Here is a 17,329-nt window from a genome sequence, read left to right as displayed (position 1 = left end):
GCCGCGCCTGCCGACCGGCGGTTAAGCACACTTATTTCCAGGCATTGCGCGATTTTTCCCGCACCAGCATGCGCACGCTGTCGGGCATGGGCGTGCGCGCATGCCGCGTCTGCGCATCGACCCACACGCACTCTTCGAAATGGCGCAGCATGGCCGGCGCCAGGAAGCGGCTGCGCGCGGCGTACACGTGGCGGTCGCCCATCTGCGCCTGCTGCTTGATGAAAAAACGGTTCGGGACAATCAGGTGCAAGTGCTCGCGCGCCCGCGTCATGGCCACGTACAGCAGGCGGCGCTCTTCCTCGATGTCGTTCGAGTTGCCAGTGGCCATGTCCGACGGGATGCAGCCATCGACCACGTTGAGCACGTGCACCGATTTCCACTCCTGCCCCTTGGCCGAGTGGATGGTCGAGAGGATCAGGTAATCGTCGTCGAGCAGGGGCGGCCCGGCGCGGTCGCTGGTCGCTTCGGGCGGATCGAGCGTGATGTCGGCGAGGAAAGCCTCGCGGCTGCCGCAGCCGCCGGCCAGTTGCGTCAGTTGCTCAATATCGGCCACGCGCATGCTGGCGTCGTCGTACATGCGCTCGAGGTGGGGCACATACCATTGCTTGACCAGTTCAAGGTCGGCCGGCCAGCGCAGACCCGGCGCGCGCAAGGCCTGGTACAGGGCGACGAAGGGCTGCCAGTCACCCAGGCAGCGGGGCGGCACGGCAAACTGCGCCAGCGCAGCGGCGGCGTCGGTGGCGGCGCCGACGGCGTCGAGCAGTTTACTGGCGGTGGCCGGGCCAATCCCGGGAATCAGTTGCGCCACCCGGAAGCCGGCCATCCGCCCGCTGGGATTCTGGGCGAAGCGCAGTACCGCCAGCACATCCTTGATGTGCGACGCTTCGAGGAACTTCAAGCCGCCGAATTTAACGAAGGGAATGTTACGTCGCATCAGCTCCAGTTCCAGCGCGGCGCTGTGGCTGGCCGCCCGGAACAGCACGGCCTGGTCCTTGAGCGTCATGCCGCTCTCGCGGTGTTCGAGCACGCGCCGGCACACCCACCTGGCCTGCTCGGCTTCGTCGGGAATGAGCACCAGCTGGGGCAGGATGGTGGAGGCCTTGTCGGTCCACAGGGTCTTGGCGTGGCGCTCGAGGGCGGCGCCGATCACCGCGTTGGAGGCGTCGAGGATGGGCTGGGTGGAGCGGTAGTTGCGTTCGAGCGTGATCAGCGCGGCCGCTTGTGAAAACTGGCGGGGGAAGTCGAGGATGTTGCGCACGGTGGCGCCGCGGAAGGAATAAATCGACTGGGCATCGTCGCCCACCACCATCACGCCGGCGCCATCGGGCTTCATGCCGGTGACGATGGCGGCCTGCAGGCGGTTGGTGTCCTGGTACTCGTCGACGAGCACATGATCGAACAGCGCGCCCAGCGCCGGCCCCAGCGCCGCATCGCTGGCCATGTCGGACCAGAACAGCAGCAGGTCGTCGTAGTCGAGCACGTTCTGTTCCTGCTTGGCGTCGACGTAGGCGCCGAACAGGCGTTTCAGCTCGAGCTCCCATTCCTTGCACCATGGAAAAGTGCTTTGCAGGACATCGGCCAGCGGCTCGCCGCTGTTGACCACCCGCGAGTAGATCGACAGGCAGGTGCCCTTGAGGGGGAAACGCCTGGCGGTGGCGGTCAGGCCGATATCGTGGCGCACCATGCCCATCAGGTCTTCGGCGTCGCCGCGGTCGACGATGGTGAACGATTCGTCCAGGCCCACGCTGGCGGCGTACTGGCGCAACAGGCGCGCGCCGATGGCGTGGAAGGTGCCCGCCCACGGCAGGGTGGTGGGCGGGGCATTGCCGCGCAACTGCATGACGCGCTGCAGGACGGCGCCCGCGCGGTGGCTCATTTCGCCGGCCGCGCGCCGCGAAAAGGTCAGCAGCAAGATGCGCTGGGGGTCGGCGCCGCCCTGGATCAGGCGTGCCACCCGGTGCGCCAGGGTATTGGTTTTACCGGAACCGGCGCCGGCGATGACCAGCAGGGGCGCGCCCACCCCGGCCAGCGCGCCCGCCACGGCGCCCGCGCCGAACCCGTGCTCGACGGCGGCCCGCTGCGGCGGGTTCAGGGCCACATAGGGATCGTCGGGGGCGCTGGCGGCAGCGGCGGCAGCGGCGGCCTGATCAGGCAAAGCAACATTGGACATCATCGGTACTGGTCTGTAGAATTGATATCACTGTACATTTATCCAGTTGTCCGGCGCAAGAACTATTCGTCGCCGGTCGCCGTACGGCGTTTCCCCCGGCGGGGTCGGCGCCGAATATTGGCCGTCAAGCTGACGTAAGTAGCCGTTTATAAACACTATTTTTAGATATCCACAGTCAATGTGGACAAAGTTGTGGATAAGCCCCTATTGACACGTCGCAGCCCTTGCCGGGCGCGGGTTTCAACAAAATGCCCGTTCAAAAGGCAGAATTTATTGTGTTTAAAATCAAGGGCTTACAAAGTCAACCCTGATCAGCATCAAAAATTCTTTAAAAAAATTTACGGCGCCCGTTTGGCCCCGCGCGAAATCGTCCGCGCGGCGGCGCAGCAGGAGCGTTGATATAATTTAGATATCGAAACAGGCGGGTGATCTGGCCGCCGACCTGCCCCCTCAAGCGGGCACGGCGCTCCGGCGGTGTTGCGGTTCGAGCAGAACGCGCTCGATGACGTGGTGGGCCACACCATGGGATTTGAGATACTCGACGGCGGACATGGTGCTCGCGCACGCTTGCACGGCGATGGCGTGATCGACCATGTCGCGCGAGCGCGCATCGGTGCGCTCGTGGTAGGTCGGTGCGGGCGGATGGACGGAGACGGCCTTGTTGAACGTATTCATCGTGCGCTTCCTTGCAAATAGAGTCGGCGGCGAGGCGCTGTCCCCGGAGTATCGGTCAATACAAGCCGAAGTCAATGTCAGGCTTCCATCGAAAGCCCCACCAACAGTACCATGACTTTCGCCTGCGCACGCAACCGATCCATGCAATTGGCATCATGCCGATGGCATGGACAGTTGCCCGGCCACGGGCGATAATCGGCCATGCCAGCCGAATCCGCCTGCGCCCTGCCCCAGCGGCCGGCGCGCCCCGCCCCCGCCTCCCTGCGAGAGCTGTTCACCGCCTTTACCTTGCTGGCCCTGCAGGGTTTTGGCGGGGTGATGGCCATCGTCCAGCGCGAACTGGTCGAGCGCAAGGGCTGGCTGACCCACGAAGAATTCATCGAGGACTGGGCGGTGGCGCAGATCATGCCGGGCCCGAACGTGGTCAACCTGGCCTTGATGATCGGCGGGCGCTACTTCGGCCTGGCCGGCGCGCTGACGGCACTGGCCGGCATGCTGGCGCTGCCGCTGCTGGTGATCCTGCTGCTGGCGGTGGCGCACCAGCGCTTTGCCGACAACGTCCAGGTCGCCGGCGCCTTGCGCGGCATGGCCGCCGTCTCCGCCGGCCTGATCGGTGCGGCCGGTCTCAAGTTGTCGGTGGCGCTGAAAAAAAACCCGCTGCCCCTGCCCGCCTGCATCGCCATCGCCGGCGCCGCCTTCGTGCTGGTGGCGCTGTTCAAGGTCCGCCTGGGCCTGGTCCTGCTGGGGCTGGGCGGCCTCGGCGTGGCGCTCGCCTGGCGCCGGCTGGCGCCATGAGCGCGCCCGCCACCGTCCACCTGGTGCTGGGCTGGGCCGACTGGCTCGACCTGTTCGCCCATTACCTGATGCTCTCGCTGATGTCGGTGGGCGGTGCCATTTCCACCACCGCCGAGATGCACCGCTACCTGGTCGAGCAGAATCACTGGCTGACCCAGGCGCAGTTTAACGAATCGATCGCCCTGGCCCAGGCCGCGCCGGGGCCGAACGTGCTGTTCGTCGCCCTGATGGGCTGGAACGTGGGCCTGAACGCGGGCAGCACCGCCGCCGCCATGCTGGGCGTGCTGGTGACCATGACCGGCATCCTGCTGCCCTCGACCGTGCTGACCTACGTGGCGGCGCAGTGGGGCCAGCGCAACCGCGAACTGCGCGCCGTGCGCGCCTTCAAGCAAGGCATGGCGCCGATGGTGATCGGCCTGTTGATGTCGACCAGCTTCATCCTCGGCGCCGCCGGCGGCGTGGCGCAGCGCGACTGGCCGCTGTGGCTGCTGGCGCTGGTGGCGGGGCTGATCATCTGGCGCACCCGGCTGCATTTGCTGTGGCTGCTGGCAGCGGGGGCGCTGCTGGGCGCCTGCCAGCTGGTATAGGCGAATTTGCAAGCTTGCGTTGGCAAATCCTGGCCGCAGAAGGCATACTGCCATCCTGACCCTGACCCGGAACTGCCATGCTTGAATTGATCAGCGAACACGCCTGCTTCGGCGGCACCCAACGTTTTTATCGCCACGCCTCCACCGCCATCGGCTTGCCGATGCGTTTTTCCGTGTTCATCCCGGCCGCCCCGGCGGGCCAGCGCCTGCCCGCCCTGTTCTACCTGGCCGGCCTGACCTGCAACGAAGAAACCTTCATGACCAAGGCGGGGGCCCAGCGCTACGCCGCCGAGGCGGGGCTGATCCTGGTCGCGCCCGACACCAGCCCGCGCGGGGCCGGCGTGCCCGGTGAAGCGGACGACTGGGAAGTGGGCGTGGGCGCCGGTTTTTATGTCGACGCCACGGCGGCGCCCTGGCGCACGCACTACCGCATGCACAGCTACCTGCTCGAACTGCACGCGCTGGTGCTGGCCGAGTTTGCCGTCGATGGCGCCCGCGTGGGCATTTTCGGCCACTCGATGGGCGGCCACGGCGCGCTGGTGATGGCGCTGCGCCATCCGGACCTGTTCCGCTCGGTATCGGCGTTCGCGCCCATCGCCGCCCCCTCGCTGTGCCCGTGGGGCGAAAAGGCCTTCACGACCTACCTGGGGGGCGACCACGCCATGTGGGCCCAGTACGATGCCAGCGAACTGATGCGTAAAGCGCAGGCGCCCTTCCCCAAGGGCATCCTGATCGACCAGGGCCTGGGCGACAAGTTCCTGCGCACGCAGTTGCGTCCCGATGTATTCGAGAACGCCTGCGCCCAGGCCGGCCAGCGCCTGGAAATCCGCCGCCACGCCAGCTACGACCACGGCTATTATTTCATCGCCACCTTCATGCACGATCACATCCGCTTTCACGCCAGTAACCTGGCGCCTTGAAACGGGCCTGCGCTCAATCGGCCTGGAACAGGGCGACGCCATCGCGGCCGTCGCGCTTGACCTGGTACAGGGCGTGGTCGGCATTGGCCAGCAACTGCTCGCCGGTGACGGCGCCGTCGCCGTAGCAGGCCACGCCGATGCTGGTGGTGACGGTCAGGTGCAGGCTGGCCACCACGAAGGGCGCGCGCATGGCCACGGCGATTTTTTGCGCCAGCGCCAGGCAATCGGCCTCGTGCGGCAGTGCCTTGATGATCACCACGAACTCGTCGCCCGACAGGCGCGCCACCGTGTCGGTGACGGCCACGCTCGCTTGCAGGCGGCGCGCAAACTCCTTCAGTACGCCATCGCCGACGGCATGGCCGTGGCTGTCGTTGATCTTCTTGAAGCGGTCGATGTCCAGGTAGGCCAGCGCCAGCGGGGCGCCGTGGCCGCTGCGCCCGATCGCCTGCTGCAGCGCTTCGCCGAACAGGCGGCGGTTGCCGATGCCCGTCAGGCTGTCGATGCGCGCCAGCCGGATCAATTTTTCTTCCGTTTCCTTCAGGCGCGTCAGGTCGTGCGTCAAGCCGTACACGCCCGCCACCGAGCCGTCCGCCTGCACATCGGGCACGTAGGTCGTTTCCACGATGCGCAACTTGCCGGCCACCGCCATCGGGCTCTCGAACGTCACCGCCCAGCCGCCGAAGGCCTTTTCCAGGTGCGGGCGGGCGCTCGCATACAGTTCCGCCCCCAGCACCTCGGCCACCGGCCGGCCGGCCAGCGATGCCGGCGACACCCCCAGCCAGGTGTCGAACGTGGCATTGCCGAAGCTAAAACAGTGATCGCGGTCGATGGTGGAAATTAGCACCGGCAAGTGATCGGTAATGAGCTTCAGGCGCCGCTCGCTCTGTTGCTGGCGCACTTCGGCCGCGCGCCGCTCGCTGATGTCGCGCGCCAGCACATAGACGCCTTCGACGCGGCCAGCGGCGTTCACTTCAGGAATATAGTCGATCATGAAATGGCTGGCGCTCAGCGGAAAATGCTGGTCGAAGTGCTGGCGCTGGCCCGCCAGCGCGGCCTGCATGCGCCCGGCGATCAGCTCGTGATTGGCCGCGCCCATGACCTCGCGCACGGTGCGTCCCACCATCAACGCCGGCTGCAGCCCCAGCAGCGTCAGATAATGCGCGTTGGCGAACTGGTAACGCTGTTCCACGTCGATGTAACCGATCAGGGCCGGCATGTTGTCAGCGATCATCGATGCCCGCTTTTCGCTGGCACGCACGCGCGCCTGGTCCGCCTCGCGTGCGGCCACCAGCTCGTGGAAGGCGTCGCCCAGTTCACCGATCTCATCGTTGCGACCGCTTTGCAGGGTGGCGATGTCGGCGCCGCCCCGCCGGATCGCCGACACGTTCAGGCGCAGCGCTTCGAGCGGCGCCAGGATGCGGTAGATCAGCAGCAAGGCGACCGCGCCGGCCGCCAGCGCCACCAGCGCGGCCGCCGCCAGCGCCTGCGTGCGCAGGGCGATGATGGGCGCGAACGCCTCGCTCACGGGATAGCGGGCGCCGATGATCCAGTCGGCCGCCGTCAGCCGCTGGTAGCTGTAGATGCACGACTCGCCCTCCTTGTTGTCGGCCACGGTGCTGCCCTCGAAACCGGCCAGTGCCATCTGGGTGGCGTGGTTCACGCCCGTGCGCGCATTGATGTGCTGCAGCTCGCGCCGCTTGTCCGGGTGGTCGATCAGGATGCCGTCGCCCGTCATGATGAACAGAAAGCCCGTTTGTCCCGGCTTCAAATGATCGAGCTGACGCAGGAACGCACTCTCATGCAGGGTGACGCCGCCCGTGATCACCAGCACCACCTTGCCCTGCGCATCGAACAGGGGCGCGGTGACCATCACCACCGCCGCCCCATTGCCGCGCCCCCGAAACGGCGCCGACACGATGCCTTGCCTGGCGGCGACAGTGGCGTCGAAATACTGGGAACCGGTGGCATTGAACGGCGCCAGCGGCGCCAGCGTGGCCAGCAGGGTCCCGTCCGCCGCGAACGCGGCCATGCTGAAAAACTCCGAGCGCAGGATGGCGTGGCGGTCCAGATACGCGGCGATCCTGGCGGGATCGCCCCGATCGGCGACGGGCAAGCCATCGGCCATGTCGCGCAATAATTGTTTCTTCGCTTGCAGGCGGTCGTCGATAAACGCCGCCGCCGACGACAACACCGCGCGTTGCTGAGCCGCAACGACGGCTTTCATGTCGCGCTCGGCAAACGCCATCGACATCAGGCCCACCAGCAAGGCCGCGCCCAGCGCCAGCACGACGACAACGGCAGTGAGACGAAATTTCAGATTGGTCGGCAGTAAGGCCAGGCCGGGCAGTCGCATCGGGTCGCTCTAAAAAGTTACTCTAGTGAATCTAGCGGCCGAGTATCTCACAGCCGGCAGCGCGCGCCAAATGCCGACTGACACGGAAAAACTTGCATCACAGAAAAACAACGCCGGCGCTGCCGCTTCAGCCAGCGGCCCGCGATTTCCTTTTTTTCGGCGCCAGCATGGTGCCCTGGCACTCGGGCGTGCCGCACAGGCAGGCAAACGATTTCTTCACCGCCTTGGTGTGGCGCTCGTCGTAGACCAGCGCATAGTTATAGTTGAGCTCCTCGCCCGCCTCGATCTGGTGCAGGGCGTGGATGAACACGCGGCCCTCGTCTTCGTAGGCCTCGCAGTTGGGGCCGCAAGCGTGGTTGATCCAGCGGGCATCGTTGCCCTCGTCGCCACCGTCGATCACCTGGCCATCGGCCAGGCTGAAATAAAAGGTGTGGTTGACGGGGCCATTGGCCGCTGCCGTGCGGCGCAAGGCTTCGGGCCAGTCGATGCGCTTGCCCGTGTACTCGATGATGCGCTCGCCCGCTTCGATGGCGCGGGTGGCGAACACCCCGTTGCCGTGGATGGGGGAGCGCTCGACCTTGCAGGGAACGTCGGCAGGGGATGTGAGGGGCATGGTCAGGAATCAGTGAGGAAAATGAGGGGGCCGTGGCAAAGCGGCGCGTCTTGACATCGGCGCCCCGCACCATGCCCAGGGACAAGGCCGGCGCGCGATAACCCTCATTGTAAATTAATCAAACGGCCAATACACCGGCTTTCGCACGCCGCCAGCGGCCGCGGCGGCCTGCCCGCAGCAATCGCGGGCGACCCTGTAATATTGCGCCATGGACAATCTAACCCACACCATCGTCGGCCTCGCCGTCGGCGAACTGCTCCATCGCAGCGTCCGCCCCGAAGCGGCCGCCCCCGCCCAGCAAACCCGGCGCCGCCTGCTGCTCACCGCCTGTGCCTGCGCCAGCAATTTCCCCGACCTGGACCTGGTGCTGGTCAAGCTGCTGCCCGCGCCGCTGGGCTACCTGCTGCATCACCGGGGCCACACCCATACCTTGCTGCTGGAGATACCGCAGGCGCTGCTGCTGTGCGCCTTGCTGTGGCTGCTTTGGCCGGCGGCGCGCCACCTGCTCAGCGCCAGCGCGCCTGCCCGCGGCGCGCTGGCGGGGACGGTGATCGGCGGCTTCCTGCTGCACATCGGCATGGATTCGATGAATTCCTACGGCATCCACCCGTTTTATCCCTTCGACATGCGCTGGCTGTACGGCGACCTGGTGTTCATCGTCGAGCCGCTGTTCTGGCTGGGCGCGGGCGTGCCCCTGCTCATGACGATCGGGCGCCGCCCGCTGCGCTGGGCCCTGGCGCTGCTGCTGGCGGCACTGCTGGGCGCCTGCGCGCTGGCGGGCTTGCTGCACTGGGCTTCGCTGGTGCTGCTGGCGGCCGTCGGCATGGCGGCGGCCGGCGCGGCGCGCGCGGGCCCGAGGCAGTCCCTGCTCACGGGCCTGGGCCTGTGCCTGGTGTTCATCGGCATGCAGGCGCTGGGATCGGCGACGGCGCGCGCGCGCCTGGTGGCCGAACTGGGGCGGCGCGCGCCGTCCGCGGTGCTGGTCGATGTCGCCCTCACCGCCTACCCCGCCAATCCCCTGTGCTGGAGTTTCGCCGCCATCGAGCGCGCACGCACGGGCGACACCTACCACGTACGCCGCGGCGTGCTCAGCCTGGCGCCCGCCCTGCTGCCGGTGACGGCCTGCCCCGCCGCCTTGACGGGTGCGCTGACCACGGTCGACGCCCAGCTGGGGCTGGGGCTGCTCAGTGACAACAGCGCCAGCCTGCAGGCGCTGCGCCGCCGCGCCGCCACCGATTGCTGGCTGCACGCCTGGCTGCGCTTTGCGCGCACGCCCTTGCTCGACGGCGCAACCGCCTCGGACCTGCGCTTCGGCACCACGGTGGCGAGCAATTTTACCGCCATCGACCTGGACCTTTTCAAGGACCGCGCCTGCCCGGCACCGCTGCCGCCGTGGGACCTGCCGCGCGCCGATCTGCTGGCGCCGTAAGGGACCGCAGCGGCAGATGGCCTCAGCGCCCCTTGAAACGAGGCGCTTTCACCGTAAAATGTTGATACTGCCTGCGGGCATGGCGTACTGCTCATTGGCGCGCCTCGGGCCTGGTCCTGTCGGAAACGCCACACTGCACGGTGAGGGCGCCAAAATTACCGCAATACGGCGGCAAGCGCCAGCCGGGAGCATGAAGTGGTCCAAAAAGGTGCGCGTGCGCCCTTGTTTCAGGCAAATTTACTGTAAGGTGGTGCCTGGTCCCGCACCCTGCGGCGCCTATGCCAAACCGAACCTGAATGAACGACTATTCCGTCACCGCAGTACCCGCCACCCACCACCATCCTGATATCCTGTACGGTCCAGCCGCACCCGAGTTACTGCGCGATGAGATCCTGGCCGACCTGTTCGAAGCGAGCGCGCGCCGCGCACCCGGACAGATCGCCCTGATCTACGGCGAGCGCGCAGTGAGCTACGCCGAACTCGACGCCCTCGCTGGCCGCGCGGCCGCGCGCCTGCTCGACGCCGGCGTCAAGGCGGGCGACATCGTCGGCCTGTGGATGCCGCGCGGCATCGAGCTGCTGGTCTGCCAGCTGGCCATCGCCAAGACCGGCGCCGCCTGGCTGCCGGTCGACCAGGACACCCCCGTCGAGCGCCTGCTCGTGTGCATGGAGGACGCCGGCGCCGTCGGCGTCGTCACCGCCGCCGACTTCGCCCAGCAGCTGGCCGGCGTGCCGGCGCCCATCTGGACCCACGAAGCGCTGCTCGACGCGGCCGGCGCCAGCACGAGCGTGCGCGGCGCCGTCGCGGCCGACGCCCCCGCCTACGTCATCTACACCTCCGGTTCGACCGGCAAGCCGAAGGGCATTGTCATCACCCAGCGCAGCATCTGCCACTTCCTGCGCAGCGAAAACGCCGTGCTGGGCGTGCGCGCCGACGACCGCGTCTACCAGGGCTTTTCGGTGGCCTTCGACATGTCGTTCGAGGAAATCTGGATCGCCTACCTGGTCGGCGCCACCTTGTGGGTGGGCCCGAAAGACATCGCCGGCGATCCGGAAACGCTGCCGCGCCTGCTCGCGGCCAACCACGTCACCGTGCTGCACGCGGTGCCCACCCTGCTGGCCCTGTTTGCCGAAGACGTCGCCACCTTGCGCCTGATTAACCTGGGCGGCGAGATGTGCCCCGATGCCGTCGTCAAACGCTGGTGGCGTCCCGAGCGGCAGATGTTCAATACCTACGGGCCCACCGAGGCGACCGTCTCGGCCAGCCTGGCCCGGCTCACGCCCGGCCGCACCATCACCATCGGCACGCCGCTGCCCAACTACGGCCTGCTGGTGATCGGCGCCGCCGAGGGGCCGCTGACCTTGTTGCCGCGTGGCGAAACGGGCGAGCTGTGCATCACCGGCATCGGCCTGGCGGCCGGCTACCTGGGCCGCCCCGACCTGACGGCGGAAAAATTTCTGCCCAACCCCTGGGCCACCGGCGCGCACGACAGCCGCCTGTACCGCACCGGCGACCTGGCCCGCATCGATGCCGACGGCGACGTGCAATGCCTGGGCCGCACCGACGACCAGGTCAAGATCCGCGGCTTTCGCGTCGAGCTGGGCGAAATCGAAGCGGTGCTGGCCCAGCAGGGCGCGGTCGGCACGGTCGCCGTACTGCTGCGCAAAGACGATGGCATCGACCAGCTGGTGGCCTACATCGTGCCGTCCGCCGACGCCACCGCCGAGGCCCTCACCGGCAGCGCCCTGCGCCACGCCCTGGTCGCGCATTTGCCGCCCTACATGGTGCCGGGCCGCTACGAGTTGCTGGGCCTGATGCCGCGCCTGACCTCGGGCAAGATCGACCGCAAGGCCTTGCGCGCGCTGCCCCTGTCGGCCCCGACGGCGGGCGCCGACGGCGAGTCGGACCTGCCGGAGACGCCGGCCGAAGTGGCCCTGTTCGCCGAACTGGCCAAGCTGTTTCCCGGCCAGGCCATCGTGCGCCAGGCCGATTTCTTCAGCGACCTGGGCGGCCACTCCTTTTTTGCCGCCCGCCTCGCCTCGGCCCTGCGCGCGCGCGCCGATTTCGCCCACGTCACCGTGCGCGACATCTACCAGCACCGCAAGATCGGCGCACTGGCCATCGCGCTGGCCGACGCTCCCGCCGCCGGCGCCGCCCAGGCCGACTGGACGCCGCCGTCGGCCTGGCAGCGCTGGCGCTGCGGCCTGGCCCAGGCGGCGGCGGTGCCGGCCCTGGTCACCCTGCGCATGGCCCAGTGGCTGGCGCCGTTTTTCACCTATCACTTCTATACCGGCTCGCCCGGCGACTCGGTGGCGGTGGCGATCGCCGCCTCGATCCTCGTGTTCCTGCTGGCCACCGCGATGGAATTCATCATCGCCGTGGCCGGCAAGTGGCTCATCGCCGGTCGCCTGCAAGCCGGCTCCTACCCCTTGTGGGGCCTGACCTATTACCGCTGGTGGCTGGCCGACCGCCTGGTCGAGTCGGCGCCCACCTATTTGCTGGGCGGCTCGTCGCTCTACAACTGGTGGCTGCGGGCGCTGGGCGCGAAGGTGGGGCGCGACGTCATCATCGGTTCGATGACCCTGCGCGCGCCCGACCTGCTCACGCTGGGCGACAACGTCAGCATCGGCAATGCCGTCAATTTTGAGAACGCCCGGGTCGAGCGGGGCCGCCTGCTGCTGGGCGCCATCGCGATCGACGACGAAGCCTGCGTGGCCTCGTACGCTGTGCTGGAAGGCAATACGTCGGTGGCCGTGCTCGGTCACCTGGAAGGCCAGGCCGCTTTGCTCGACGGCATGGCGGTGCCGCGCGGCCGCACCTGGGGCGGTTCGCCCGCGCGCGACCTGGGCCCCTTCGTCACCGATCTGCCGCCCCGCCCGGCCGTCTCGAACACCCGCCTGGCGGCCGAAGCGGCCTATTTCGTGTTCGGCATGCTGCTCATCTCGACCCTGTTCTTCATGCCCGTGTTCCCCAGTTTCGTGCTGATCGACTGGCTCGACGAGCGCGACATCATGCCGTGGCTGGCCGGCGACAGCATCGCCACCCAGCTGGCCCGTTACTTCATCCTGGCCTTTCCCGCCAGCGCGGTGCTGATCGTGCTGACGGCGCTGGTGTCGGCCGGCATCCGCTGGGGCGCCCTGCCCCGCCTGGAGCCGGGCCGCTCCGCCGTGCACAGCCGCACCTACTGCGCCAAGTGGCTCGTCAGCCACATCCAGGAATCGAGCTTGAATGTGCTGCACGGCATTTACGCCACCGTCTTCGCCCCCTTCTGGTACCGCCTGCTGGGCGCCAAGGTGGGCCGCGACGCTGAAATTTCCACCGCCATGGGGGTGGTGCCGGACATGCTCACGCTGGGCGACGAGACCTTCATTGCCGACGCCGTCATGCTGGGCGACGAGCAGATCGACGGCGGCTGGATGACCATGCAGCCGACCGTGATTTCGGCGCGCAGCTTCGTCGGCAACGGCAGCTATATTCCCGACGGCACAATCCTGCCCGAGCGCGTGCTGGTGGGCGTGCATACCCACGCGCCCGCCAACGAGCGCATGAAGAGCGGCGACACCTGGCTCGGTTCGCCGCCGATCCACCTGCCGGCGCGCGAAGAAATCAGCGGCTATCCCGAATGGCTGACCTACCGGCCATCGGCGCTGCGCCGCGCCGGCCGCACCCTGGTCGAAGCGTTCCGCATCGTCGCCCCGCACGCGGTGGTGATCGCGGTGGGCTACACGGTGGTACTCGACGTGGTGCCCATCGCCGGCGCCGGCCGCTGGTCCGAAGTGGTGGCCGACCTGGCCATGGCGGGCCTGGTGTATGGCATCGGCAACTACCTGTTCGTGCTGGTGTTCAAGTGGCTGCTGCTGGGGCGCTACCGCAAACGCGCCGAACCGATGTGGACGCCGTTCGTCTGGCTCTCCGAAGGCGTCACCAACCTGTACGAAGGCATCGCCGTGCCGAATTTCATGCGCTATTTGCGGGGCACCCCGTGGCTGCCGCTGGCGTTCAATCTGCTGGGCGCGAAAATCGGCCGCGGCGTCTACCTCGACACCACCGACATCACCGAGTTCGATTGCGTGCACATCGGCGACTACAGCGAACTGAACGCCCTGTCCTGCCCGCAAACCCACCTGTTCGAGGACCGCATCATGAAAATCGATGTGGTCGACATCGGCAGCAAGGTCTACCTGGGACCCCGCAGCGCCGTGCTCTACAGCGCCAAGGTGGGCGACAACGCCCGCCTGGCGGCGCTGACCCTGGTGATGAAGGGCGAACACATCCCGGCCGGCACCAGCTGGACCGGGACACCGGCGGCGCCGGCCCGATGAAGGCGCTGCCCGTGTTGCACTGGCCGGGCGCGGCGGGGACGCCGGCGCCGGCCTGGCACGACGATCTGCTGGTGCTGATGACGACGATCCCGGCCGGCGCCGATGCCCGCCCGGCCAGCGTACGTGCGCGGGCCAGGGCCGACATCCGCGCCGCCGCCTGCGAGGTGGCCGCCCTGCTCACGGGCGTGGGCGCCGAACGGCTCGAAGTGGCGGGCGCGCCGGGCAGCGCGCCGCGCCTGCTGTTCGATGGCGCCGACAGCGGCATCGGCATGTCGATCAGCCATGCCGCCAAGTTCTCGCTGGCGGCGCTGCATCGCACGGGCGCGGTGGGCCTCGATGTCATGCAGATCGGCCTGGCCAGCGACTGGGCGCGGGTGGCCCACGATTACCTGGGCATGGCGACGGCGAGCCTGCTGGCCGCCGCCGATGCCCCGGCGCGGCCGCTGGCGTTCTGCCGCGCCTGGGTGCGGCGCGAAGCGGCCCTGAAGCTGCGCGGCGAAGCATTGACGGAATGGACGCACGACCCGCGCGCCGTTCGCTTCATCGAACTGGCGCTGGGCGAGGCCGTGGTGGGGGTGCTCGCCATCGATTGAGGGCCGGGCGGGCGCCGCCCTGTATACTGCGCGTTTTCCCACTATAAAGACCGCAGCCATGACCGCCTTGCCACCCTGCCCCCAATGCCAGTCCGCCTTCACCTACGACGACGGCGCGCAACTGAACTGCCCTGAATGCGGCCATGAATGGCAGGCCAGCGAGGCCGCCAGCGAAGATGCCGCCGCCGGCCCGCGCGTCTACAAGGACGCCAGCGGCGCCATCCTGCAGGACGGCGACACCGTCACCGTCATCAAGGACTTGAAACTGAAGGGTTCGGCCGGCACCGTCAAGATGGGCACCAAGGTCAAGAACATCCGCCTGGTCGACAGCGACCACGACATCGATTGCAAGATCGACGGTTTTGGCGCGATGAGCCTGAAAACCATGTACGTCAAGAAGGCCTGACGCCTGGCATGCCCCCGGGCCGGGCCGGCTCGTAATTAGCGCAGCTTGCCCAGCGCTTCGCGCGCCTCATCGAGGCCGCGGCTGGCCGCCAGTTGCAGCAACTGGCGCGCGCGGCGGCGGTCCTGCCTGACGGCGCGCCCTTCGGCGAACACCTGGCCGAGCAACAGGGCCGCATGCGCATGGCCCTGCCGGGCCGCGCGATCGAGCAGTTTGACCGCGCGCGCGCTGTCGAACGTGGCGCTGCGCGGATCGATATGGCTGCGCGCCTGCCAGTAGCGCGCCTCGGCAAAGTCGAGCCGCTCGGCCAGTTGGCCCAGCAGCGCGGCGGCATCGCGCTGCTGCGCCGGCGTGGCCTCGCGCTGCAAGACCAGGATGGCGTCCGCGACCGGCAAGCTGGCCCCCCGGGCGCCGGCGGCCTTGAGCTGGTCGAGCAGCGCGCCAGCCCCGGCCAGGTCCTGCGGCACCCCGCCCGCCCCCAACAGCAATTGCCACGCCAGCACCGTTTGCGCCGCCGCGTTGCCGGCCTGCGCTTGCGCGCGCAGCCCTGCCTGCGCCGGATAGACGCGCTGCCGGTAGTCGGGATCGGACTGGCCGAACCAGCCGTCGATATCGGCGCGCGCGCCCGACACGGCGGCCCGCTCGGCGTGCAGGGCGCGCACGGCCGGCACCTTCAAGGCGCCCGCCTGCCCCAGGCCGGCGGCGACACCCGCCGCCAGCAGCATGCCGATGCGCCAGTTGCGCACGCTGCCATCGGCCTTGATGCGGGCAAGCATGCGCGCGCCGATGTCCCCGTCGAAACCGCGCATGATGGCGCGCTGCTGCCACCATTCGAGCACCAGCCAGGCCGCCGCGGCGGCGCCCATGCAGGCGGCCGCACTGAGCGGGGCGCGCGGATCGGGCCACTGCGCCACCGCGGTGGCGGCGGCGGCAAGGGCCACAAGGCCGCACAGGACCAGCGCCGGCGCGCGCATCTGGTCGCCGTAGATGTGGCCGGTGGCGCGGCCCAGTGCCGCCACCACCCGGGCGATATAGGCCGCATCGACCAGGCCAGAGAAGCGTTGCTCCACGGCGGCGGCGTCGGCGGCGGCGCCATTGGCATGCTCGACGATTTCCATGTTCAGTTCGGAGCGCAGAAAGCGCGCGCTCGCCGCCAGCACGCCGTCGCCGCCGGCGCGCTTGAGGCGCCAGCGGCGCGCCTGCAGCAGATCGGCTTCGAAGGCCTGCAGATCGTCTTCGAGCATGTGGCCGACGATATTGCAGAAGTCCAGCACGGCACACGCGGGGCCGAAACCGTACAGGCTGAATTCACGCTCGCGCGCGCGCATGGCGGCGTGGCGCACGTCCAGCCGCATCGTGTAGGTCGACACCACCGCACTGTCGCCGGCCTGGTGCGTCACCCCCAGCAGGGCGCCGTAGGCGGGCAGCTCGGCCGTCGCAATGCGCTGGCGCACCAAGGCGCTCAAGCGCTGGTTGGCGCCGGCAATGGCCAGCGATTCAGCCGCCTCCACGCTGGCGGCAACGATCCCGCCGGCGTGCTCGATGCCGGTGGCGGCGCAGGTGCCGCAATCGACCTTGCCGGTGCGCCCGCACGGCCGGCAGCCGATGTCGCCATCGCCGCCGCAGGCGCCGCAACGGACCTTGCCGGCGTAATCGCAGGAATAACAACTGAGGTAGCCGGACCCGGAACAGCCCGAGCAGGACACGGTCCTGGTGCCGCTCACATAGTGATAGCTGTTGGTCGAGGAGTCCCACACCTGGTTGCTGACCGACTCCTGGACGCTGCCGCTGCCATAACAGCCGCTGCAGCTTTTTTTCCGGCTGCCGCCGCAGTTGCTGCAATTGATTTTGCCCGTCCCCGCGCAGGGCGAACAGCTGATCTTTCCCCTGCCGCGGCAATTGTCGCACGTGAGCTGGCGGGCGCCGCGGCAGCCGCGGCAGGTGTGTTCGTAACCGGCTGCGCAGGGCGCGGCGAGAAAGGCATCGGCGCTGCGCATTACCCGGCGGTAGGCGCGCTGGTCGGCGCCGGCCCAGCGCGCCATGGCGGCGCCCACCTCGTCACCGGCTTCGTCGAGGCGCTCGTCGAGGGTGGCCTCCATGGCGGCCTTGCTGGTCAGCCGCGTGGCCGAGGCCGGCAAGCGTCCCTTGCCGCGAAAGCGCGTGATGGCGAAGCTGACGCCATGGTGACGTTCGAGCGCCAGCTTGACGGCGATCTGCTGCTCGTCCTGTCGCTCGCCCAGGTCGGCGTCGTCGAAGCGGGTCAGGCGCTCGACGTGGCTGGCCACCACCGCGCGCACCCCCACCGGGGCGGCGGCGCCTGGCTGCGCGCCCCCGCTGTCCTTGACGGGCTGGTCTTTGGAAAGGGAAACGGGCAGATCGCTCATGAGGGAAAGAGGCAGCTTCAGCCGCGCTTGATGTTAATTAAAAATTAATGCCAGATTAACCTTTTTCCTTGCTTCTGACAACCGC

The 17,329-nt window shown here is 68.3% G+C and carries 12 protein-coding genes; 7 read left to right on the top strand and 5 right to left on the bottom strand.

Annotated elements, in window-relative coordinates; genetic code table 11:
* Positions 1-31: 31 nt before the first annotated feature.
* Positions 32-2,170, bottom strand: a complete 2,139-nt coding sequence (locus tag ACP7EY_RS12665) for an ATP-dependent helicase (RefSeq protein WP_426194162.1) — start codon at positions 2,168-2,170, stop codon at positions 32-34.
* A 450-nt stretch (positions 2,171-2,620) separates the two neighbouring features.
* Entirely contained in the window at positions 2,621-2,845 is a 225-nt protein-coding gene (locus ACP7EY_RS12660; RefSeq protein ID WP_426194022.1) for a hypothetical protein, read from the bottom strand.
* 201 nt (positions 2,846-3,046) lie between these two features.
* Between ACP7EY_RS12660 and ACP7EY_RS12655 the strand changes: the two genes are divergently transcribed.
* The 3 genes from ACP7EY_RS12655 to fghA all read left to right on the top strand — a co-directional run bounded on the left by ACP7EY_RS12655 (position 3,047) and on the right by fghA (position 5,147).
* Entirely contained in the window at positions 3,047-3,640 is a 594-nt protein-coding gene (locus tag ACP7EY_RS12655; RefSeq protein ID WP_426194020.1) for a chromate transporter, read from the top strand.
* Positions 3,637-4,227 carry a chromate transporter gene (locus ACP7EY_RS12650; RefSeq protein WP_426194018.1) on the top strand — a complete coding sequence of 197 codons (591 nt, stop codon included), beginning with the start codon at positions 3,637-3,639 and terminating at the stop codon, positions 4,225-4,227. The genes ACP7EY_RS12655 and ACP7EY_RS12650 overlap by 4 nt, the downstream gene beginning before the upstream one ends.
* Positions 4,228-4,304: 77 nt before the next feature.
* On the top strand, positions 4,305-5,147 hold the full coding sequence (fghA, locus tag ACP7EY_RS12645; RefSeq protein WP_426194016.1) for an S-formylglutathione hydrolase: 843 nt from the start codon (positions 4,305-4,307) through the stop codon (positions 5,145-5,147).
* A 13-nt stretch (positions 5,148-5,160) separates the two neighbouring features.
* Here fghA and ACP7EY_RS12640 read toward each other — a convergent pair whose 3' ends face one another.
* Together ACP7EY_RS12640 and ACP7EY_RS12635 are read right to left on the bottom strand one after the other, a co-directional pair.
* Positions 5,161-7,500, bottom strand: coding sequence for a diguanylate cyclase domain-containing protein (locus ACP7EY_RS12640; protein ID WP_426194014.1), 2,340 nt, complete (start codon positions 7,498-7,500; stop codon positions 5,161-5,163).
* A gap of 127 nt (positions 7,501-7,627) precedes the next feature.
* Positions 7,628-8,113 (bottom strand): SET domain-containing protein, encoded by a 486-nt coding sequence (locus tag ACP7EY_RS12635; protein ID WP_426194012.1) that lies wholly within the window; start codon positions 8,111-8,113, stop codon positions 7,628-7,630.
* Between the two features lie 208 nt (positions 8,114-8,321).
* Here ACP7EY_RS12635 and ACP7EY_RS12630 point away from each other — a divergent pair, with 208 nt between their 5' ends.
* The 4 genes from ACP7EY_RS12630 to ACP7EY_RS12615 all read left to right on the top strand — a co-directional run bounded on the left by ACP7EY_RS12630 (position 8,322) and on the right by ACP7EY_RS12615 (position 14,863).
* Positions 8,322-9,542, top strand: a complete 1,221-nt coding sequence (locus ACP7EY_RS12630) for a metal-dependent hydrolase (protein WP_426194010.1) — start codon at positions 8,322-8,324, stop codon at positions 9,540-9,542.
* 296 nt (positions 9,543-9,838) lie between these two features.
* Complete coding sequence (locus ACP7EY_RS12625) at positions 9,839-13,864, top strand: Pls/PosA family non-ribosomal peptide synthetase (protein ID WP_426194008.1); 4,026 nt, start codon at positions 9,839-9,841, stop codon at positions 13,862-13,864.
* Positions 13,861-14,457: a 4'-phosphopantetheinyl transferase family protein gene (locus ACP7EY_RS12620; protein ID WP_426194006.1), complete on the top strand. Its 597-nt coding sequence runs from the start codon at positions 13,861-13,863 to the stop codon at positions 14,455-14,457. The genes ACP7EY_RS12625 and ACP7EY_RS12620 overlap by 4 nt, the downstream gene beginning before the upstream one ends.
* A 58-nt stretch (positions 14,458-14,515) precedes the next feature.
* Positions 14,516-14,863, top strand: a complete 348-nt coding sequence (locus ACP7EY_RS12615; RefSeq protein WP_426194004.1) for a zinc ribbon domain-containing protein YjdM — start codon at positions 14,516-14,518, stop codon at positions 14,861-14,863.
* 35 nt (positions 14,864-14,898) lie between these two features.
* On the opposite strand, the gene ACP7EY_RS12610 is transcribed toward ACP7EY_RS12615, so the two are convergent.
* Complete coding sequence (locus ACP7EY_RS12610; RefSeq protein ID WP_426194003.1) at positions 14,899-17,244, bottom strand: hypothetical protein; 2,346 nt, start codon at positions 17,242-17,244, stop codon at positions 14,899-14,901.
* Positions 17,245-17,329: the final 85 nt, after the last annotated feature.

Source organism: Massilia sp. DWR3-1-1 (assembly GCF_049898325.1).
Lineage (GTDB): Bacteria > Pseudomonadota > Gammaproteobacteria > Burkholderiales > Burkholderiaceae_D > JAFCUW01.
Note: the sequence above shows the minus strand (reverse complement) of the source record. Positions and strands in the feature narration are given on the sequence as shown.